Origin of the sequence: Chitinophaga pollutisoli, from assembly GCF_038396755.1 — a bacterium.
GTDB classification, from domain to species: domain Bacteria; phylum Bacteroidota; class Bacteroidia; order Chitinophagales; family Chitinophagaceae; genus Chitinophaga; species Chitinophaga pollutisoli.
In genome coordinates this window covers 4,840,247-4,859,399 of sequence record NZ_CP149822.1, presented here as the reverse complement: position 1 = coordinate 4,859,399, position 19,153 = coordinate 4,840,247, and the positions used below count along the sequence as shown (strand labels likewise).

General features: G+C 54.6%; 19 protein-coding genes. 3 read left to right on the top strand and 16 right to left on the bottom strand.

All coding sequences use genetic code 11. The features are described 5' to 3' along the window. Positions 1–9: 9 nt before the first annotated feature. From WJU16_RS20665 to WJU16_RS20625, 9 genes are all read right to left on the bottom strand, one after another. Positions 10–1,314: an NAD(P)/FAD-dependent oxidoreductase gene (locus WJU16_RS20665; protein ID WP_341835307.1), complete on the bottom strand. Its 1,305-nt coding sequence runs from the start codon at positions 1,312–1,314 to the stop codon at positions 10–12. 88 nt (positions 1,315–1,402) lie between these two features. Further along, positions 1,403–2,647: a DUF6596 domain-containing protein gene (locus tag WJU16_RS20660; RefSeq protein ID WP_341835306.1), complete on the bottom strand. Its 1,245-nt coding sequence runs from the start codon at positions 2,645–2,647 to the stop codon at positions 1,403–1,405. 10 nt (positions 2,648–2,657) lie between these two features. Then, positions 2,658–2,999 (bottom strand): YciI family protein, encoded by a 342-nt coding sequence (locus tag WJU16_RS20655; protein WP_341835305.1) that lies wholly within the window; start codon positions 2,997–2,999, stop codon positions 2,658–2,660. 32 nt (positions 3,000–3,031) lie between these two features. Beyond that, entirely contained in the window at positions 3,032–3,490 is a 459-nt protein-coding gene (locus WJU16_RS20650) for a carboxymuconolactone decarboxylase family protein (RefSeq protein WP_341835304.1), read from the bottom strand. 67 nt (positions 3,491–3,557) lie between these two features. Next, positions 3,558–4,529: a bestrophin family ion channel gene (locus WJU16_RS20645; RefSeq protein ID WP_341835303.1), complete on the bottom strand. Its 972-nt coding sequence runs from the start codon at positions 4,527–4,529 to the stop codon at positions 3,558–3,560. Positions 4,530–4,576: 47 nt separating this feature from the next. Continuing rightward, on the bottom strand, positions 4,577–4,750 hold the full coding sequence (locus WJU16_RS20640; RefSeq protein ID WP_341835302.1) for a hypothetical protein: 174 nt from the start codon (positions 4,748–4,750) through the stop codon (positions 4,577–4,579). Positions 4,751–4,928: 178 nt separating this feature from the next. Further along, complete coding sequence (locus tag WJU16_RS20635; protein WP_341835301.1) at positions 4,929–5,390, bottom strand: DUF4268 domain-containing protein; 462 nt, start codon at positions 5,388–5,390, stop codon at positions 4,929–4,931. A 36-nt stretch (positions 5,391–5,426) separates the two neighbouring features. After that, positions 5,427–7,547, bottom strand: coding sequence for a cation:proton antiporter (locus WJU16_RS20630; RefSeq protein WP_341835300.1), 2,121 nt, complete (start codon positions 7,545–7,547; stop codon positions 5,427–5,429). Positions 7,548–7,550: 3 nt separating this feature from the next. After that, positions 7,551–8,126, bottom strand: coding sequence for a hypothetical protein (locus WJU16_RS20625; protein ID WP_341835299.1), 576 nt, complete (start codon positions 8,124–8,126; stop codon positions 7,551–7,553). A gap of 136 nt (positions 8,127–8,262) precedes the next feature. Here WJU16_RS20625 and WJU16_RS20620 point away from each other — a divergent pair, with 136 nt between their 5' ends. Then, a complete protein-coding gene (locus WJU16_RS20620) occupies positions 8,263–9,732 on the top strand; it encodes a PIF1 family ATP-dependent DNA helicase (protein ID WP_341835298.1) in 1,470 nt (489 codons plus the stop codon). Between the two features lie 55 nt (positions 9,733–9,787). Here WJU16_RS20620 and WJU16_RS20615 read toward each other — a convergent pair whose 3' ends face one another. Next, the gene (locus tag WJU16_RS20615; RefSeq protein WP_341835297.1) at positions 9,788–10,618 is read right to left on the bottom strand and encodes a hypothetical protein; all 831 of its coding nucleotides are present in this window, start codon (positions 10,616–10,618) and stop codon (positions 9,788–9,790) included. A 206-nt stretch (positions 10,619–10,824) separates the two neighbouring features. On the opposite strand from WJU16_RS20615, the gene WJU16_RS20610 reads away from it, so the two are divergent. Then, entirely contained in the window at positions 10,825–11,163 is a 339-nt protein-coding gene (locus WJU16_RS20610; protein WP_341835296.1) for a hypothetical protein, read from the top strand. Between the two features lie 172 nt (positions 11,164–11,335). Here WJU16_RS20610 and WJU16_RS20605 read toward each other — a convergent pair whose 3' ends face one another. Next, positions 11,336–12,226, bottom strand: a complete 891-nt coding sequence (locus WJU16_RS20605; protein ID WP_341835295.1) for an alkaline phosphatase — start codon at positions 12,224–12,226, stop codon at positions 11,336–11,338. Between the two features lie 178 nt (positions 12,227–12,404). On the opposite strand from WJU16_RS20605, the gene WJU16_RS20600 reads away from it, so the two are divergent. After that, positions 12,405–13,904, top strand: a complete 1,500-nt coding sequence (locus WJU16_RS20600; RefSeq protein ID WP_341835294.1) for a TlpA disulfide reductase family protein — start codon at positions 12,405–12,407, stop codon at positions 13,902–13,904. On the opposite strand, the gene WJU16_RS20595 is transcribed toward WJU16_RS20600, so the two are convergent. From WJU16_RS20595 to WJU16_RS20575, 5 genes are all read right to left on the bottom strand, one after another. Continuing rightward, on the bottom strand, positions 13,905–14,339 hold the full coding sequence (locus WJU16_RS20595; RefSeq protein ID WP_341835293.1) for a hypothetical protein: 435 nt from the start codon (positions 14,337–14,339) through the stop codon (positions 13,905–13,907). A 105-nt stretch (positions 14,340–14,444) separates the two neighbouring features. After that, positions 14,445–14,810 carry a hypothetical protein gene (locus WJU16_RS20590; RefSeq protein ID WP_341835292.1) on the bottom strand — a complete coding sequence of 122 codons (366 nt, stop codon included), beginning with the start codon at positions 14,808–14,810 and terminating at the stop codon, positions 14,445–14,447. A 187-nt stretch (positions 14,811–14,997) separates the two neighbouring features. Then, positions 14,998–15,399, bottom strand: coding sequence for a hypothetical protein (locus WJU16_RS20585; protein ID WP_341835291.1), 402 nt, complete (start codon positions 15,397–15,399; stop codon positions 14,998–15,000). Continuing rightward, positions 15,399–16,253, bottom strand: a complete 855-nt coding sequence (locus WJU16_RS20580) for an NAD(P)-dependent oxidoreductase (protein ID WP_341835290.1) — start codon at positions 16,251–16,253, stop codon at positions 15,399–15,401. The genes WJU16_RS20585 and WJU16_RS20580 overlap by 1 nt, the downstream gene beginning before the upstream one ends. Positions 16,254–16,357: 104 nt before the next feature. Continuing rightward, positions 16,358–19,018, bottom strand: coding sequence for a c-type cytochrome (locus WJU16_RS20575; protein WP_341835289.1), 2,661 nt, complete (start codon positions 19,016–19,018; stop codon positions 16,358–16,360). Positions 19,019–19,153 lie beyond the last annotated feature (135 nt).

Here is a 19,153-nt window from a genome sequence, read left to right as displayed (position 1 = left end):
GCAGATAGTTTAAGAGGCCGCCTGGTTCCGGTTTTCCCGGTTACCCGGCCTGAAGATCAGGCGAAGCGCCTGGTCGCGGGTGGCATACGCCACGGCCCAGTTATACAGCGTTTTTATTTTGTTGTTATAATTGACGAGCGACATCACATGGATGAAAAGCCATCCCATCAAGCCGATCATCCCACCCAGATGCAGCTTGTGCTTGAAGAGGTCCGCCACGGCAAATTGCCGGCCGATGATGGCCATATCGCCACGGTCGAAATATCTGAATGGTTTCGGCGGTTTCCCTTTCGCCATGCGCAATAAATTCCTCGCCAGCGTTTTCCCCTGCTGGATGGCGGGTTGGGCAACCTGCGGGTGGCCTTCGGGGTACTTCGCGTCGGTAAACTGGATGCTGATATCGCCGATGGCGTAAATGTCGCCGTATCCTTTCACTTTATTGAAAGCATCCGTGATCATGCGTTTGCCCCTTCCCATACTTTCCGCGGCGATGCCGCTAAAGGAATTGGCGATCACGCCGGCGGCCCAGATTAAAGTACCCGCTTCGATGCTCGTACCGTCCGACAGCTGAACGCGGCCGTTATGGTAATCTTTCACCTGCGTATTCAGTTTCACCTGCACACCGAGTTTCTGCAAAGCGTTGAATGCGGCGGCATGGGTTTTGGCGCTCATGGGGGCCAGCAGGTTCGGCGCGCCGTCGACCACATGGATATTGACCGGCGCCTGCGCCAGGCTGGGATAATCATTTCCCAGGATATATTTCTTCGTTTCGGCGAGCATGCCCGCCACTTCTACACCTGTAGGCCCGCCACCCGCGATCACCACGGTGAGCATGCGCCGCCGCTCATCGGGGTCATTTTCCAGGGACGCCCTTTCCAGGTTTTTGAGCAGCTCGTTGCGGAGGTACAGCGCATCGTCGATCCCTTTGAGTGAAAACGATTGATGGCGGATATTCTCGTTGCCGAAGAAATTCGTGCGCGATCCGGCGGCGAAAACGAGGATATCATACGTGAGGTCGCTGCCGTCACCCAGGTGAAGTGTCCTGGAAGCGGTGTCCACGTCCAGCAGGGTAGCCATGCGGAACGCTACGTTTTTATTGCGGAACAGGCGGCGAAATGGGTAACTGATGCTGGAGGGCTCGAGGAAGCTGGTAGCCACCTGGTAAAGCAGCGGCGTGAAGTAATTGTAATTGTTCCTGTCGACCACCGTGATGTCGTAGAACCCGTTGCGATAGAGCTGCTTCACGAAGTTGAGCCCCGCGAAGCCGCCGCCGATCACGACGATATGCTTCTTTCTCAATGTTGCGTTAGTCATGGTTTATCTGTTTTTGACGCATAGGAAGGGCCCGCCGGCCCGGGGAGCCAGCATGGAAATTGCGTTTTGCCGCGATATGAATTTTGCTTTAGTGTACCGGGCGGTGTGTCAGCTCCGCGATATATTTCTCCATCGCGGCAACACCGGATGGCGTATTGGCGAGCTGCCGCGCCGTCTGGTAATGGCGGATCGCTTTTTCATCGTCCACGCCCGTATACAGATTACCGAGCAGGGAGTAATACAGGAAGTTGTCCGTCAACGCCAGTTTCTCCGCCTCCCGGATCGCGGGCTGCTTGCCCCTGGCGCGGGCCAGGGCGTACGTCCGGTTGAGGGCTGCCATGGGGGAATATTGGAGGATGAGCAGGCGGTTGTAAAGATCAAGGATGTTATCCCATTTCTCGGGCGTGTCTTCCTGATGCGTGTGCCACCACGCGATGGCGGCTTCGATATGGTAGGTGGTGAGCATGGGACCGGTGGCGGCCTGGTTGAGATAATATTCTCCTTTTTCAATCAGCTCCCGGTTCCAACGCGAGGCGTCCTGCTCGTGGTAGAGCATGATCTCCCCGCTTTCGCCCACCCGCGCATCGAACCGCGATGCATGGAAGCACATCAGCGCCAGCAGGGCATTGGCGGCAGGGAGGTTCGCCAGCGGTTGTTCCACCAGCAAATAATTCAGCCGCATCGCTTCCACGCAAAGTTCCTTCCGCACCACCGCATTATTCGACGATGAAAAATAACCTTCGGAAAACAACAGGTAGATCGTTTTCAACACGGCATTGATCCGCTCGCTGATCTCCCTGGCGGAAGGCTGCTCTACCGGGATGCCGGCTTCCTTCAACTTTTCTTTCGCCCTGCCCAGTCTTTTATAGATGACAGCCGGCGTGGTGAGATAAGCGTCCGCGATCTCCTGCGCGCCAAATCCGCACAGCAGGTTCAACGCCAGGGCCACCTGCGATTCGGGTGGAATGGAGGGGTGGCAGACGGTAAACATCATCGCCAGCTGGCTGTCGGAAATATTGCGGTCCGACAGGTCGATGTCTGGCTCCTCTCCTTCCGGGGTGCTGTACCGCAGGTCGGGCAGCAGTTTTTCCCTGAAGAAATTATTCCTTTTCAGCCAGTTCAGCGTTTTATGCTTCGCGGTGGTATACAGCCAGCCCTGTGGGTTCTCCGGAACGCCGCGGGTGCTCCACGACTCGGTAGCGGCGAGGAAAGTTTCACTCACGATGTCTTCCGCCTGTTCGATGTGTTCTATCCCGAAACGGGCACACAGTACCGAAATCATCTTCCGGTACTCTGTCCTGAACAGGTGCGGTATTAAGGCGCTTTCCTCCATGTTAAGTTGATTACCCGGCTGCCTGCCGGATTTCCACGGAGCCGCCCAATTCCAGGATGGGCGATCCTTCCGCAATCTTTACCGCCTGGTCGTAATTTTCGGCCTTGATAACGATAAACCCGCCGATCGACTCCTTAATTTCCGCGAACGGTCCGTCGGTCACGCTTTTATCATGTTTGAGCACTTTGCCCGCGGGCTCCCAGGGCTGCAGCGGCCTGGCCAGCAGGTCGCGCGCCTTGAGATCCTCGAACCATGCGCGCCACCTGCTCAGATGCGCCTGCAATTGCTCCGGCGACGGCTGGGTTTCCCTGGTTTTGTAATCCCTGCGGAATACCAGTAAGAATTCATTCATATGTACCTGTTTTTTTGGTGTTGTTCCTTGTCTCAGCCAAACTGTCCGGCCTGGTAAGTACCCACTGCGTCGGGGTTCGGGAACGCGATATTGAAGCGGTTCCAGGTGTTGATGTTGGTAACCGCCAGCGTGAGATCAATCAGTTCTTCTTCACTGAAATGCTCCCGCACCCGCTTGAAAGTGGTTTCCGGCACATTGGCGGCGGTCACAGCTTCGGCCCATGCCAGCGCAGCCCTTTCTCGGTCGGTGAAGAAGCTGGTTTCACGCCAGGCGCTCAGTGCATACAACCGTTGCTCCGTTTCGCCATGGGCGCGCGCGTCTTTCGAATGCATATCCAGGCAGTAAGCGCAACCATTGATCTGCGACACCCTGAAATCCACCAGCTCCAGCAATTTCCTTTCAATCAACGATTTCTTCAAATACGCGCCGGCGCTGAAAAGAGACTTGAGGGCGTTCTGGCCCTTCTCCATGAAATTAATGCTTTGTTCCATTTTATATGTTTTTACTACTTGAATAACAATCGGCTTTCTTCATATTGGACATTTCCCCGCAAAAATTTTACAGGATAATATCGTTTTCCGGCAAAATCACCGGCGGCAGGTCCCTTTCTCCCAGCATTTCCCGCAGGTCGATTTCTATCGTGCGGCAAATCTGCGTGATGGGCACATCGTTGGCGCTGCCTTCAAAAGGGTTTTCCGTGCTCTCGCCTACCTGCACCAGCGAGGTATACATCCAGGAAATGATAACGCAGAAAGGCACCAGCAGCCAGATCATATGCCCGTGCATAAGGCCCGGCGTGGAGCGGTTCAGCTCATCGAATCCCTGGAGCAACCCGAACGGCAGCAACACGCTAAACACCCGGACGAATATAGTACTGATGATCGAATACTGCCGCGGATAAGGCGTGTCCTTGATGGATTCGCTCTGCGCCTGCTGCGCGAAAAACGTGTTGAGCGTACGCTGTAGCTCGATAAACTGCGCCAGCTGCACAGCATCCGCTCCAAATGCCGCCTTCACGGCGGCGCTCTGCATCGCCAGGAGCTGCGTGGCTTTACTGCGGACCGTTAGCAACTTCGCCCGCTCATCCACCGAAATATATTTCGCCAGTTCGCCGTCGAGGTCGCAAGTGCGCTCGGGGATCGTGTAATAACGCTGGTATTCCGCGTTATAATCCTTATCGGCCACCTCCCAGATCCGCTTGCCCCGCAGTTGATAGCGCAATGCCGTGAGCCAGGCGAAGTGCCGGGAAATCAGGTTTCTCGCCACGGCGGGATCCCGGAAGTAATCCCGGCACATGATGCCCCAGAGATTGCTGGTGGTGGCGATATTGGTCCAGATGGCCTGGGCGTCGCGCGTGCGGTTGTAGGTATGCGTGTTCTTGAAACCGACGATAAACGCCGTGGCCGTACCCAGGAGCGAAACCACGGTCCATGGCAGCACCGCCCACCTCCAGCCGCAAATCTCGTACAACACCACCGGCACCGTGGCCAGGATCACCAACAAGTACAAATCGCGGCGGGTCCAGTACAAAAAGGAAGTTAACCTATAAGCTTTGCCTATATGCATATTTCAGAATATCAGGCGGTCTGTGTGGAGGTGAAGCCTTCTTCCTGCTCGTCTGTCCGGATCTGATCGTCGAGGTACTCGGAGCCTTGCCAGGTGTCCGTTTCACGGATGGGAACGGGAATGGAAGCATCTTCAGATTCCGTCGGAAGGATGCTGTTGCGGAGGGTTTGTGATAAAAGTGACATGATACTGCACGTAATGGTGAACGATGATTTGTTAACAGGGTAAGTCTTGCAACCCGCATGCCATCGACCTATTCAATTAACTATCAATATCTTACAAATTAATTCATCCCTCACCCTCCGCGATATTTCGTCAACGAGCTACGATTACGCTGAATTTAGTGAGGATTTCGGTAGAAGGTCAGCTCAGTTCTTCGAAGGGATATTTCATTTCAGACCAGAACGCATCCAGCGCGATGATCCTGGGTTTGAAAAAAGAAATCAGCGCCGGCCAGTCTTCGTTCCGGAAAATGCTCACGCCGGGCAATCCCGTGAAAATCCTGCTGACGGTTCTCCCATAATCGTCTTTCGCGTGCAGCTGCCAGGTCCAAACTTCGCCGAGATGTGCTTCCAGGGCCGCCCTGAATTGCGCGAACTGCTCGAAGAACAGCTCCTGGATGCCGTCGTCGGGATGCGCGATCTCGATAGCGATCGAGGCATCGCGGTTGCCGGCCTGCATCCGGAAATAAATGTGCTTTACGCCGGTTTTGTAATTGGTCCAGTTTACCCGGCCGCCTTCGGCAGATAGGTGCGGTGTGATATACTGGCCGAAAGCGGTCCAGAAAGCCTCTCTGATCCGGGAAGTTTCTTCTTTTGAATACAAATCTGTTGTAATTGGAAAGTGCAAGTTAGTGGATCGCTACTTAAAAACCCGTCCGATCACATTCCCGATCTCGATAAAGTCGCGGTGGTTGCTGACCGACCGTTTCTCTACCTGGCCGTCTTCATCCGCAAACGGGAAGATGAGGAGATAAGTGCGCTCTTTCAGCCGCAGGTTCAAAAAGTCGGGGAAGCGCCGCATTTCGTGGGCGAAAGACGGTGTTCCTTGCCTGGCCATGAGCGCCACCAGCGCTTCGTCCGCCTTCACTTCCGCCGCAATCCTGTCTGCCTCGCCCCAATGCTGCCATTCGCGGATTTCCGCTTCCAGGCTTGCTTTCAGCAGGATGCGCTCCAGCACTTTGCGTGTAGCCGCGCCGGCGTAAAAAACCATCTTCACGCCCGAATTCCGGCCGATGTTCCAGACGCGCAGGAGCGCATGGAAAAAGCCGGGCTCCATTTCCGCGCGCTGCGGAATAAGCACCGTATATTTCCTGATGGTAGCAACTGGTTGCGCGGGATGGTAAATCAGCACGTTCACATGATCGTTGCGCAGGTAACCGTTGTGCAGGTTGTAGACGAATGAAGGCGAAAAGCCTTTTTCATCCTGCAATACAAACATCACATCGGTTATTTTTCGCTCCTTGATCACATTGCCGATGCCAGACACCACGTCGCTATCGTACCGCGTGAGCGGCGTCAGTTCTACATCCGCCGCCGCGGCGGTTTCCACGGCTTCATGCAGGATCTTCTCCGAATTTTTCACTGCTGATTCATTCTTGTCGTTATCGATCACACTGAGGGCGAATAACTGATTGGCGGCGGACTTGCCTTTCACCAGCAATCCCAGGTTCACCATTCTCTCCACCGTTTCGCCATGGTTCATAGCCAGGAGGATGTGCTCATGCTCCTTGTTATTACCTGAAACGGTTTCCTCATTCTCCGCCTCTGCAATGCGCCGCGCGCTGGACAGCGACACAAAAGAAGAAATGATACAGGAAATCAGAATAAGCAGGATGCTCCCGTTGAGAACGTGCTCGTTGAGTAGCCGCACCGGTTCGCCCGTTGCGGTTTCTGACAGGATGATGTTGTAACCCACCATTACCGAGGCCAGCGTGGCCGCGGCGGAAGCGGAGCTCATACCGAAAATGAGCATGCCTTCGTCTTTGGTGAGCCGCAGCGATTTCCGGGTGGCGACGGCCGCGAGGTACTTCCCGCCGATAGACGCGACCAGCATCACGGCCGCCACACCTAAAGTCTCCCATCCCCTGAAAAACACTTTGAAATCAATGAGCATGCCCACGCTGATGAGGAAAAACGGTATGAAGATGGCATTTCCCACGAACTCAACCCGGTTCATCAGTGTAGACGTGCGCGGAATGAGCTGATTGAGCGCCAGCCCCGCGAAGAATGCGCCGATAATGGCTTCCACACCGGCCAACTCCGACAACAAAGCCGCGAGGTAAATCATCACCAGCACGAAAATATACTGCGAAATCTTATCCTCCACCCGCTTGAAAAACCACCGCGCGATCAGCGGGAAAACAAGCAGCACCACCAACACGAACAACACCATCGATATTGACAGCTGCGCCCAGAACCCCGCTCCCACGTCGCCCTGCGTCATCCCCACCACCACCGCCAGCACGAGCAGTGACAACACATCCGTCACCATCGTGCCGCCCAGCGTAATATTCACCGCCGGGTTCTTGGCGATGCCCATCTTGCTGATGTAAGGATACACGATCAGGGTATGCGAGGAAAATAGACTGGAAAACAACACGGCAGTGAGCAAGTTGAAGCCGAGGATATAATACCCGCCGATCAGGCCCAGCCCGAACGGAATGGCGAACGTATACGCTGAAAACGCGAGGCTTTTCCATTTGTTCTTTTTAAAATCGCCCATATCGATTTCGAGGCCCGCCAGGAACATGATGTACAGCAGACCGGTGGTGCCCGTCACCACCACGCTGCTGTCGCGCGCCAGGAGGTGGAAGCCGTTCGGCCCCACGAGGGCGCCGGCGATGATGAGCCCCAGCAGGTGCGGGACTTTTATCTTATTCAGCAGCAACGGAGCGCTCAGGATAATGATAAGCTCCAGCAGGAATTTCAATAACGGATCTTCGATCGGCAGCGAAAGGTGCCCGATACTCAGCAAAGTCATACGCTAATTATTTGAAGCACGAACCAATTCAACGGCGAACCTCGCGGTGCAGCCGTTCTCCATTTTCAGCAGCTGGGTGCCTTTGATCGTCCCAGTTCCGCTGCGGCTTAATTCCACATCCATCACTACTTTCCGCTGCGCACTGGAATCCGGCCGGAAGTGCAGCCGGATGACCGAACTGTCGAACGTACCGGCATACACGCGGACGAGCGTGTTGCGATCATACACTTTCGTGAACAGGCCCGAAGAATCTCCGGAAAACTCCCAGGCGCCGGAGCGCTGGTCGCCCACTACGTACTCGCTGCATCCCGATTCCCGGCAAATGGTTTTGCTGTTCCACCGGCCCAATACGTCGGCCGGCCATGCTGCAGGAGGCAGGGCTTGCAGCGTATCCGCAGCGGCCAACAGGCTGTCGCGCCAGCGGATGAGAAACTTGTACTCGGCTTCCTTCAGGGCAAATTGCTGCTCCTTTTCCAATAGGGCCTGCTCCCGCTCCGCAAGCGCGCGTTCCCGCCCCGTATCGCGGCAGGCGGTGAACAGGAAGAAAACGACGGTAGACGTTATAATGCTTTTTATCATAATACCTGATTTCGGCGATTCGCTTACTTTCAACAAAACCGGGACCAAAAATGTTCCACCACGCCCGGCGCGCCCATCTTTCCCCAACTATCCGTACCTTCGCGCCTTCCAGAATTACCAAACAAACGTAGCCGGGATGGTCCAGCTGATCAAACAATACCACGACAACCCAGACGCGCAGGAAGCTATCCGGCTGATCGCCTACACCCGCCAGTCGGTGTTCCTCACCGGGAAGGCCGGCACGGGTAAATCCACGCTGCTGCGCAATCTCATCGCCCACATCCCGAAGAAATACATCGTGCTGGCGTCTACCGGCGTGGCGGCGCTCAATGTGGGCGGACAAACCATCCATTCCTTTTTTCTTATCGAGCCGCGGCCTTATTTGCCGCAAGACAAAAACGTGGAGGATCTCAACGAGGAAAAAACGGAGTTGCTCAAGCAGGTGGACCTGATCATCATCGATGAAATTTCCATGGTACGTTGCGACCTCATGCAGGCCGTGGACCTCACCCTTCGCAAAAACCTCCGGTCCGCGCTGCCTTTCGGCGGTAAACAGCTTCTCTTGATCGGCGACCTGTTGCAACTTCCGCCGGTGATCGACAGCAAGCGCGCAGGCGAAGTGGAGGTCATCCGCAACAACTACAGTACTCCATATTTTTTCAGCGCCAAATCCTTCGAGGAAGGGTTTCGCATGCAGATGATCGAACTGAAGCATGTATACCGCCAGCCCGATCCCGCGTTCGTGCAGGTGCTCAACGCGGTGCGCGACAATTCCGTGCAGCCCCATCACCTGGCTGTCCTCAACACCCGCCACGATCCGGATTACGAGCCCAACGGCGAAACCCTGGAGCTTATCCTCTGTACCACCAACGCCATCGCCGACGCCGTGAACGAGCAAAGGCTCAAAGCGCTGGATGGCGAGGCCAGCTCGTACCATGCGCTGCTCACGGGCGACTTCCAGCAGGAAGCGCGCAACGGCGGCGGGAAATTACCGGCCGATCTGCAATTACAACTCAAAGTTGGCGCGCAGGTCATGTTCATCAAAAACGACAACCAACGCCGATGGGTCAACGGATCTTTGGGAAAAATCACGCAACTCGACGAAGAACATGTGGAAGTACAAATGGATGAAGGCGAAGTAACGCACCGCGTGGATAAATCGGAATGGGAGCATATCGAATACAAATGGAACCGCCAGAAGGAAGAGATCGAGAAAATCGTGACGGGCACATTCCGGCAGCTGCCCGTGAAACTGGCCTGGGCCGTAACCATCCATAAAAGCCAGGGGCAAACATTCCAGAAGGTGATCATCGACCTGGGATCGGGCGCTTTCGCGACAGGGCAAACCTATGTGGCGCTCAGCCGCTGCACCAGCCTGGAAGGTATCCGGCTGAAGAAGAAAGTGATGCTGCGCGATGTGCAAAGCGATTCCCGCATCGGGTATTTCCTGCATCAGATCATGGCCGGCAGCCAACATCCGGATACGCAACGCGCCATCGCGGAAGGGATACAAACGCGGATCGCGGAAATCAGGGCAACGGAGGGCAAGAACGAAACGGAGCGCGCCGCGCTGCAGGAAGAACTGGCGCTGCTGGAGACTTTGTAAATTATACAGGTTATAAAAAAGAAAAGGCGGGATCGTTTCCCGCCTTTTTTATGCATTATTTCGTGTAGAGCGGCGTTCGTTTGAGGAGATATTCCAGCGTGTTGGAATAGGCGTCCTGGGTGTTGAAGAATGCCGTGCGGTTTTGATCATAGACAGTGGCGCCCTTGTCGTTGTAGATGGCCAGGCTCAGCTTGGTCTGGTAGTTCTGGGTGGCGGTTCCGTAGGAGTTGCTGTTATACCGGCGGTCTTTATCATCGTCTTTGGATTTCACCTGCCCCGAGTTGGATTGGTAGGTCGTCTGGGTGGTTTTGTTCAGGGTCACGGTTCCGTCTACCACGTATTCCACGCCGAGGAGGTTGCAGAGATCGTCCATGCTGTAACCTTTCATATTCTCGCGGGTGACGCCGGCTTTGATGAGCGCGGCGTTGGAGGTGCGGGGAGGAAGAATGGTGAAGATGCCGGCATGTTTGTTCATAAAGGCATAGCATTCGTTCTGCACCTGTTCGCTGATGGCATCGTCGGCAGCCTGACCGTCACGAATGAAGGCGAAGGGCAGTATGGCGACTTTATTGTGATGGTCTGCCAGGCCGGGGCCAGCGGCGCCGGAAGCTTGCTGGGCCTGGGGGGTTGCCTGCGGCGGGTTGTTGAAAAGTTGAATGCGGCCGCTGGCGAAAGTGATTTTCATGATTTCGGAAATCTTGATGTTATACACCAGGGATTCGCCGGCATAGCTGAAATCGACCTGACCGTCGGCATCATTGATTTTTAGCACTTTGCCGGTCAGTTCATCGCCATTAAGTTTGAGGATTACATCATTTTTGGTTTGTTGTGCAAAGGAGAAAAGCGACGCCAGGATCAGCATCATGCAGCAAATAATTCGTTTCATTGGGATGTCTTTTGTTTGGTCTTGAATAATCATAACGAAAACCCTGGGCACGGAGTTCACCGTCTACCTTAAAAATAGCCCGCTTTCCCCGGGAAAAATTTTACGAAGAAAACTTTGTCATGAAATACGAAATGCTTTAACTTTGAATCACAAAGTACTTTTTATTAACTGTAATAGCATTTCATAACATTAAATTTCAACCGGTTATGACTTCAGACCATCATTCTTCCACGCATTCGTTTTTCACACCTTCCTTGTTGAAACGGATGCTCATCGGCGCGGGAATCGCCCTGGTACCCATTTCGCTGCTCCTGATAAGCGTGGAAGCGGCCAACCCGGCCTGGGGACCGTACTGGATGATCAGGCCGCTGATCGTAGTACCGATGGCCGGCGCGGCGGGTGGCGCTTTCTTCCATTTGATGAGCCCCTTCCGCTTCCAGGGAGGCTGGAAAAAGATAACAGCCGTTTTCATCTGTTTCATCGTATTCATCTTTTGCCTTTGGATAGGCACCGTGCTGGGGCTCGACGGCACCTTGTGGGATTAACGGGTCTTTCCTTTCGCCATTCGTAATATATTAACCGTGCGCAAGCCATTCCGGGAGCATCAACAATTCATTCGAAGCGGCAGGCTTCTCCCGCTTGCCGGCGTGCCTGGTCATGAAAAGCAAAAAATCCGCGCTTCCCGGCGGGAGCGCGGATTTTTGCGTATAATCATAATTAACGGAAGATCTCTGTAATGGCCCTGCCGATCCAAACCTGCGGCGTTTCCAGCCCGAAGAGTTTAGCCAGGGTGGCGGCGGTATCGAACGTCATCACGCTGGCCTGTATTTCGTGCCCTGCTTTGATACCTGGACCGCGCGCGATCCAGGGAATCTGCATTTCTTCCATGGAAATGGCCCCGTGCCCTTTGTTAATGCCGCCATGATCGGCCGTGAAGATCACCGCAGTTTCCTTTTCCATGCCCGCATCGCGGATAGCTTGCAGGATCTCGCCCACGTGCGCATCCGTCCGCTCGATGGCGCCGTAATATTCCGGCGTATCGTGCCCCACTTTGTGCCCGACGCTGTCTACATCGTGCAGGTGAACGAACAGAAAAGTAGGTTTAGCCGATTTGATGTAATCGCAAGCCGCCTTCGATGTGGCAACATCGCCGTCGCAGTTTTGATCCCTGTTAACCGCGGCTTTAGGGAAGAGGTAACCGATGCCGTCCCATTCGTAGATGACGCCGATCTCGCTTTTCGGCTGCGCCTTGCGGAGCAGCGCGTATATCGTCGGGAACATCTGGTATTCATCGAGCACCCGCGCCGGCATATCCGGTTGCTGGCTGCCCCATTTGGTGTAACCATGCAGCTCCGGCCCCGCACCCATCACCATCGACGCCCAGTTGGGCGCGCTTGAGGAAGGCAGCACCGTTCTGGCCTGTAAAGTCCAGGCCCCCTCCTGCATGAGGGCACGCAGTACCGGCACCTTCGCCTTTTTGAAAGCATAGGCGCCGAACCCGTCCGACCCGATCAGGATCACGTGCTGCGGCTTACGCTGCGCCATGGCCTGATGAACCGTAAAAATACATAGGCAGATCACCCAACCGATCAGTCTGGCAGTTTTCATGTGATGGAATTTCCAGGTAAGATAATAAGTTTCTTTAAATGAAATATTATTTCTCATCAAGAAACAATCGAGATCGAACACCTTTTTTTTACGTCATACCTGCTGCTATTCACAACATCCAAATGCCGGCTCATCACATCTTGAAAATGTGTTTCGAAAGATCGGATACATTTATATCATGAAGCCTTATCTCATCCTGCTGGCCTTGCTGCTGGCTACTTTCCCTTCTACCGCGCAGTTTACCCTCAGCGGTACGATCCGGAATTATAGCGGCGGGCATCCGCTAACTGTCAACCTGCCTGTCGTATTCGGCTTTCACAAGGAGAATACACAAACGATTCCCATGGGCCACCTTGGAACTTTCCGGATCACGCTTCCAGCAGACAGCCTGCAAACCGCCACCCTCTTCTTCCGCAAAAAGCAAATCACGATTTTGATGCAACCCGGCGGCAGCCTCGCCATCGAACTGGACGAAAACGCCCGGACCGTCCGGTTTACGGGCGGTAGCCTGGCGAAGGAAAACCAATGGATTCAGGAAACGAAGTTGGACGAAGCCCCGTTCTTTTGGGAAAACGATTCCCTGGCGGCGCTCCCGGAAGCTAAAATCCGCCAATCAGTGCTGGCGCCGTACGCGGCGGAGCGCAACCGCCATATCCAGGCTATCCTCGCATCCGGCGTTCCCCATCCCACCCAACAATACCTCATTTCCGAACTCCGCTACCTGCACATCAATTACCTGCATGATTTTTTCAGCACCTCCATACCGGACCGGGCCACCGCACGCAACCTGGAAATGAGCCTGTTCGATGAAGTGCCCATCCAACCCGCTTTTTCTCATCCAGGTCCGCAATACTTCGCATTCGCGGACAACTACATCCGCTATCTCGAAACAAAAGCATTTGTCCAGATCCAAAAAGAAAACCGCCCTCCTTCCGCCCCCATTCCTTACTTCGGTATCTCGCTGGACAGCGCCAATGTGATCGTGAGCAAATACGGGAAAGCCTACTGGCGATGGATCGGCTCGCTCCGGAACTTTCCGCCGGAAATTGCAGTGGCGTACAACTGGCAACAAATCCGGAACCTGTACCACGACGGCGATATTGCACAGGCGGAAGGGCTGTCTTCCGCTTTCCTGCAGCGCTTTCCGGACAGCCGTTTCAGCGCCAGCGTAGCGCGCATGCGCAACCAGCTCCGCAACAAACTGGCCGCCAACGCAGGCAATCCGCGCATCGTGGTGCTGGAAGACAGCGCCGACACGCAATCTGTACAAGCCGTTGTACAGCGCCTGAAAGGGAAAGTGGTGTTCCTGGACGTGTGGGGCACCTGGTGCGGCCCCTGTAAAGAAGAGATCAAACATCTGCCGGCGCTGCGCGCCGCGTTCCCCGGAGAGGAGGTGGCGTTCGTTTTCCTCGCCATGGACGACGACAACCGGCATGCCATCTGGAAAGATTTCATCCGCGCCAATGCCATGGAAGGAACGCATTTCCGTAAAACCCGCCAAACCATCCCGCCACTCTGGAACGAACTGCTGGAAAATCATCCCGACAAAAGCCAATCCTATCCCCAGTATTTCCTGTTCGACAAATCCGGCAAACTGGCCGTCGCCAAAGCGCATCACCCCAGCGAGGGTGAAGTTTTGTACCGCCAGATCCGGGATGTATTAAGCAAAGTCGAGTAACTACTTCAACCGGTGGCAGTGATACCTGTTTAAGGCAAGCGGCTTTTCATTGAACTTAAAATCCGCATAGAATCCCATCCGGTATACCAGGGAGTCTTTCGTCAATTTTTCAATTTTCAGTAAATACTTTTCCGCGATAACGATCACACTATCTTGCCGCAGGCGGTAAGGAATTTTTTCGCCGCTGGGTGAATTGTCGTCCGTTACAAAATCTTTCCGGAAATTAAATCGATAACCATCCACGTTATCCTTCAAAACGCCCGGATGTCCCGGTCGTGTAAACAGGGAGTGATTGGCTTTCATACGGAAATCCTGCTTCCAGATTCCTGTCAGCAATTGCTTGATGGCTGCCGTATCGGCGACGGACTGGGCTTTACAAAATGTGGAACAGCAAAACAGCAGAAGGGTAAGGGATAACTTTGTTCGGGTTGTCATTTTGGGAATTTATTCTTCAAGATATGATTTTGACGGAAGATGCGCAAATAGCCAAAATGCAGCGGTCCGCTCCCTGGGGAGCGGACCGCCTTTTTATCGATTGTCTTACAATTTTTCTATGGACCGGATACTGATTCCGTTGAAACAATCATCTGCGCATGTTTTTTCCCTGTAACCGGCCAGCGAGATCATGCCATTGTTTTTCGCCTCGAAGTAAATTTCAGCGTTTTCTCTTTTCTTCAACCATTCACTCCTGGTCATGCTGTACACTTCATCCAGCGTTAACGCTGCGCCCCCGCTATCGTGGGAACCGATCGTGGTACCGGTTTCCGTCCAGGTTTCCCGCTCCGTCTGTTGCCCGGTGCCGCCGTCGATCTGAAACAATATATATTTACGTTCCGTAACCTTACCTGCCGTAACTGTGATCGTAGTTTCCGTGCGGAAACCAACCCAGCTGGAGGTTGTAGTCATATAGCGGTACGAATTTCCGGAGGTCTTCCTAAAATCTTCCCAGGCGCGGCGGCTGTTTTCATATGCATTTGCATGATCGTTTTTATCCTTTTTGCAACTTGTCAAAACACCTACGAGGGCGAACAGTATCAACGTATAGAATCTCATAAGGGGGAGTTTGTAGTTAAACGATTCCGTTACCGGGAAGTTACACTTCATTTGGATTTTTACCCAGATGGCGCCCCTCCAGCCAGGCAAGCCCTCCTACCACAACGATCTGCAGCACGAGGAACAGTTTCCCGAAAACCGTGGCCCCACTGAAGTAATACAGCAGCAAACCCACGCTCACGGCCGTCCAGATCCAATTGGCGATGACCAGCCAGCGCACCTTCCGCCCCTGGATCGGTTTCATGATCGCCAGGCTCAGCGCCAGCAGGGCATATAAACCGGTAACCGCCGCAATTATAAGTACCAACTTTACCGGCAGCCCGAGAAAAGCGCTCCACCATCCGTACAGCGCCAGCCCGGCAATGCCGGTGGCGCCACCGAGGAATACGTCTGCCCATAAGATTTTCCGTAAACGGGGAATATCGTTCAATGCGCGTCTCATTATTTCGCTACGTCTTTCGCGATAACGTTCCAGTCACTGCGCCCGAAGCCTTTGGCGATCCATTCATCCATCAAAGCCGCGATGGCAGGCATGATCGCCAGCTCACCACCGGATTGCCTTACGGTATCGATGAAAATCTGCGTGTCTTTCCTCGCCATATTCAGTTCCCACGAAGGTTTGGAATAATCGCCGGCGCTCATGCGTCGGATACGTACGGGGAGCATCTGCGCTGGGTTCCAGATATCGAAAAGACCGCTGATATCGCGCGCATCCTGCCCCATTGAGGAAGCCAGGGCGAAGGTATCGCGCAGGCCTGCCGTGAAGGCTACCAGGAAGCAATTGCCCACCAGCTTCATCGCTGCGGCCTTGCCTTCTTCCGGCCCGAGGTTCACGATCTGTCCGGTCATTTTCTCCAGGAGCGGTTTTACTTGCTCAATAACCGCCTGGTCGCCGGATACGAGCATATAGCCGCTGCTGTCGCGCGCATTGGCGGGGCCCATGAACACGGGTGCGTGCAGGTAATTGAAACCTTTATCTTTCCAGTTTTTTGTGCGGGCGATGGCGCCGTCTTTGGTTGTAGTCGTATGATCGATGATGATGGCGCCGGGATGCAGGCCGGTTTCTGACGCCGCCAGCACTTCATCCACGCTCTGATCATCTTTCAGGGTAACATGCACTATTGCCGCTCCCTGTACGGCGCGCGCCGGGGTTGCGAAGGCTTGCGCGCCCAGGGGTTCCAGCGCTGCCGCCTTTTCCGGGCTGCGGTTCCAGATATTTACCTTATCACCTTTTTCAAGCATCGCCGTAACGAAATTCGATCCCAGCAGGCCCATTCCTAAAAATGCTTTCACCATGTCTGTCTGTTTTTATTTGAAAGCTAAGTTAAGAAATGCCGCGCGTAAAAAAGGCCGCCCTTAGTGGGGCGGCCTCCTGTATTTCGTTGTTAATAGCGATCGTATCAGCGGATAGCGGAACGGCTGTTGACGGAATAGATCGTGTCTTTCGCATTGCCGCCGGATTTCAGGAATGCCATGAGGTCTACCAGCTCCTGCGGGCTCAGCCGGTTGATCATGCCCGGCAACATGGGCGATACTTCGGAAACCCTCGTCTTCGTCACGCTTTTCTTCGGTACCTTGCGGATATCATGCGGTGAGAATGGGTTTTGGGAAACGAAATATTGCTCATCGTCTTCGTTCGTCAGCCGGCCCATGATGCTGCCGCCCTCTTTCAGGTAGAATACGGTGGCGCCGTACTGGTCCGAAATGGTTTTATTCGGGTCGATGATCGATTCAAGGATGTCTTTATTGCTGAAACGTGTACCCAGCTGCGTGAGATCCGGTCCGGCTACTCCACCCTGTCCTGCAACGGTATGGCATTTGGAACAGAGTGTGGCATCAAACATGGCTTTTCCCTGTTCGAAGTTGCTGGCTGCAAATCCGATGCTGTCCACCATTTTCACCGCTTCTTCCACTTTCCAGTTACGGCCCGGCCCTTTCGGCTGCACACCGGAAGCCGCGGTGTACTTGCCGCCGCCTTTCACGATGGAATCGCCGGAAAGCGCGTTCCATTGCGCGAACTGTTCTTTGGGCACCAATGCCAGTGCGTTGGTTCTGGCGTTATTGATATATCCCACGAAGCTGTTGCCTCCCTGGTAGCCGAATGCATCTGCGTACCATTTGAAATATGCCTGCCGCAACGAATCGTTCCAGCCGTTTTTAGCGCCGGAAAGCACGGTGGCGTAATAGGTTTGCTGCGCCGGCGGAATTTTGGCGAGCATCCCCGCGATCGTCATCCCGTACTGCGGATTGCGCATGATGAGATCTGAAGAAGACAGCAGGGACTGGCGGGTGGTGGTATCGTCTTTCGCGGAAGCCATCAGCGCTACCGTGGTGCCCACGGCGCCGGGAGCGTCGATATACACCAACACTTTGCTCAAAAGGCGGTTCAGCTCATTGGTAGCCGCAGGGAAATGAGGTTGCAGCCAAGCCGCCATCGAAATGGCCGCCGCGCCTTCAGGTTTGCCCATCCGGGAAACGGTTACTTCCGCTGCGCGGATGGCTTCAATTTTCTCCGATTCGGCTAATTTTGAAAGATCGATCTGTTCGAGTTTGTTCAGTATAACATCGCGGAGTTCCGGTTGACCCTGCCGCGCCAGCGCCAAAGCGCCGTTGATGACTGCCAGGGGCTCCGTTTCTTTCAATACTTCCGCCTGCCAATTTTCCACCGGCTGATGCTCCAGCGCGATGCGCGCCGCATACCGTACGAAACGGTCGGGGTGCTTCAGTTGTGGTAAAGCTGCTGCTACTGCCGCAGGATTGGGGCCATGGTGATATTGCTCCAGTTGGCGGCGGAGGGTGTTTTCCGCTGTCAGCGTGGCGCCGGGTAAAGGTTTGGTATACTCATCGGCTTTCTCGTGATACACGCGGTACAGGTCGGATTCCAGCCGGCGGCCGCCGGTGAGGAAATACAAAGCACCGTCGGGCCCGATCACACCGTCGGTCAGCGGTAGGGGGGATCCGGAAATGAACTCTTCTCCCGTGGCTTTATACGAAGCGCCGTCGGGCTCCAGCTGTAGCGCATACACGATGCCGAAGCTCCAGTCGAATGCGAACATCGACTTGCGGTATTTCTCCGGAAAATGCGCCTTCCCCCCGTACAGCAGGTTGGTTGGCGAACCTTGCCCGATATTGATTACGGGTGGCAGGTTATCCGGGTAAGTGGCCGACCACTTCATGGTACCTGTCCGCCAACCGAAATCGCTCCCGCCGGTGGCGTGGCAGATCCGCGTGGGCCGGTACCAGGGCAGGCCGAAATCCCATTCCATATCGGAATCGTAGGTAAAGAGATCGCCTGCGTCGTTGAAGGCAATGTCGAACGGATTGCGGTAACCACCGCTCACGAATTCCCAATGCTTGCCTTCCGGATCGATGTTGGCGATCCAGCCGCCGGGGGGCTTGACGTGCGCAGCATGTCCGTTGGGGTCTACCATCCGGGGAAGCAGGTTATCTTCCTGCCAGTTCTTCGGCAGCATGTATGCGTCCATTTCCGGCGCCAGGGTATGGTTGCCGGCGATGAGGTAGATGGATTTGCCGTCCGGCGCCAGGATGATGCTATGCGGCCCGTGCTCGCCCGATCCCTCCATCGCTTTGAGGAGCGTAATCTTGTCGAACTGGTCGTCGCCATCCGTATCCTGCAGCCGGTATAAGCCGCTGCCTTTTTCGAATTCCTTGTTGCCGTTGTGGTTCACCATCACATACAGGCTATTAAAAGCATACAGCAAGCCTTGCGCAAAGCCCATCGTTACTTTCGTACGCACGGAATCCGTTCCGGGAATGGTGTCTTTGCCCAGGCCCAGAGGCTCGATGCTGACTTTCTGCGTGCTGTCGGCCCCGATAGGAGGAAGTTTCAGCCGGTAAAGGGCGCCGAACTGGTCGGATACGATGAGCCGGTTCTTGTCGTCGAACGTCATCGCCACCCAGGAGCCGCGCCCGCTATCGGAGGGACTGAAAAGATGTTCCGCCACAAATCCGTCGGGCAATTTCAATTTATCCGTCTTAGGATCTGAGGGCCGCACCGGCCGCTCGTTACAGGAAGATGCTCCGGCAAGGCATGCAGCCATCACCACCGGTAAACATTTTAACAGGGAAATTCCAGGTATACGCATGGTAATAAATAAAGTCAGGTGGGAACGCGTCTACGTTTCCACAACGTGGTTGAATCTGTTCCACACAAAATAAGCAACGGAAAATAATTT

What these genes read in the sequence shown, in the direction of transcription:
- WJU16_RS20665 (WP_341835307.1), bottom strand. Translation starts at nt 1,314, where the DNA reads ATGACTAACGCAACATTGAGAAAGAAGCATATCGTCGTGATCGGCGGC.
- WJU16_RS20660 (WP_341835306.1), bottom strand. Translation starts at nt 2,647, where the DNA reads ATGGAGGAAAGCGCCTTAATACCGCACCTGTTCAGGACAGAGTACCGG.
- WJU16_RS20655 (WP_341835305.1), bottom strand. Translation starts at nt 2,999, where the DNA reads ATGAATGAATTCTTACTGGTATTCCGCAGGGATTACAAAACCAGGGAA.
- WJU16_RS20650 (WP_341835304.1), bottom strand. Translation starts at nt 3,490, where the DNA reads ATGGAACAAAGCATTAATTTCATGGAGAAGGGCCAGAACGCCCTCAAG.
- WJU16_RS20640 (WP_341835302.1), bottom strand. Translation starts at nt 4,750, where the DNA reads ATGTCACTTTTATCACAAACCCTCCGCAACAGCATCCTTCCGACGGAA.
- WJU16_RS20630 (WP_341835300.1), bottom strand. Translation starts at nt 7,547, where the DNA reads ATGACTTTGCTGAGTATCGGGCACCTTTCGCTGCCGATCGAAGATCCG.
- WJU16_RS20625 (WP_341835299.1), bottom strand. Translation starts at nt 8,126, where the DNA reads ATGATAAAAAGCATTATAACGTCTACCGTCGTTTTCTTCCTGTTCACC.
- WJU16_RS20620 (WP_341835298.1), top strand. Translation starts at nt 8,263, where the DNA reads ATGGTCCAGCTGATCAAACAATACCACGACAACCCAGACGCGCAGGAA.
- WJU16_RS20615 (WP_341835297.1), bottom strand. Translation starts at nt 10,618, where the DNA reads ATGAAACGAATTATTTGCTGCATGATGCTGATCCTGGCGTCGCTTTTC.
- WJU16_RS20610 (WP_341835296.1), top strand. Translation starts at nt 10,825, where the DNA reads ATGACTTCAGACCATCATTCTTCCACGCATTCGTTTTTCACACCTTCC.
- WJU16_RS20605 (WP_341835295.1), bottom strand. Translation starts at nt 12,226, where the DNA reads ATGAAAACTGCCAGACTGATCGGTTGGGTGATCTGCCTATGTATTTTT.
- WJU16_RS20600 (WP_341835294.1), top strand. Translation starts at nt 12,405, where the DNA reads ATGAAGCCTTATCTCATCCTGCTGGCCTTGCTGCTGGCTACTTTCCCT.
- WJU16_RS20595 (WP_341835293.1), bottom strand. Translation starts at nt 14,339, where the DNA reads ATGACAACCCGAACAAAGTTATCCCTTACCCTTCTGCTGTTTTGCTGT.
- WJU16_RS20590 (WP_341835292.1), bottom strand. Translation starts at nt 14,810, where the DNA reads ATGACTACAACCTCCAGCTGGGTTGGTTTCCGCACGGAAACTACGATC.
- WJU16_RS20585 (WP_341835291.1), bottom strand. Translation starts at nt 15,399, where the DNA reads ATGAGACGCGCATTGAACGATATTCCCCGTTTACGGAAAATCTTATGG.
- WJU16_RS20580 (WP_341835290.1), bottom strand. Translation starts at nt 16,253, where the DNA reads ATGGTGAAAGCATTTTTAGGAATGGGCCTGCTGGGATCGAATTTCGTT.
- WJU16_RS20575 (WP_341835289.1), bottom strand. Translation starts at nt 19,018, where the DNA reads ATGGCTGCATGCCTTGCCGGAGCATCTTCCTGTAACGAGCGGCCGGTG.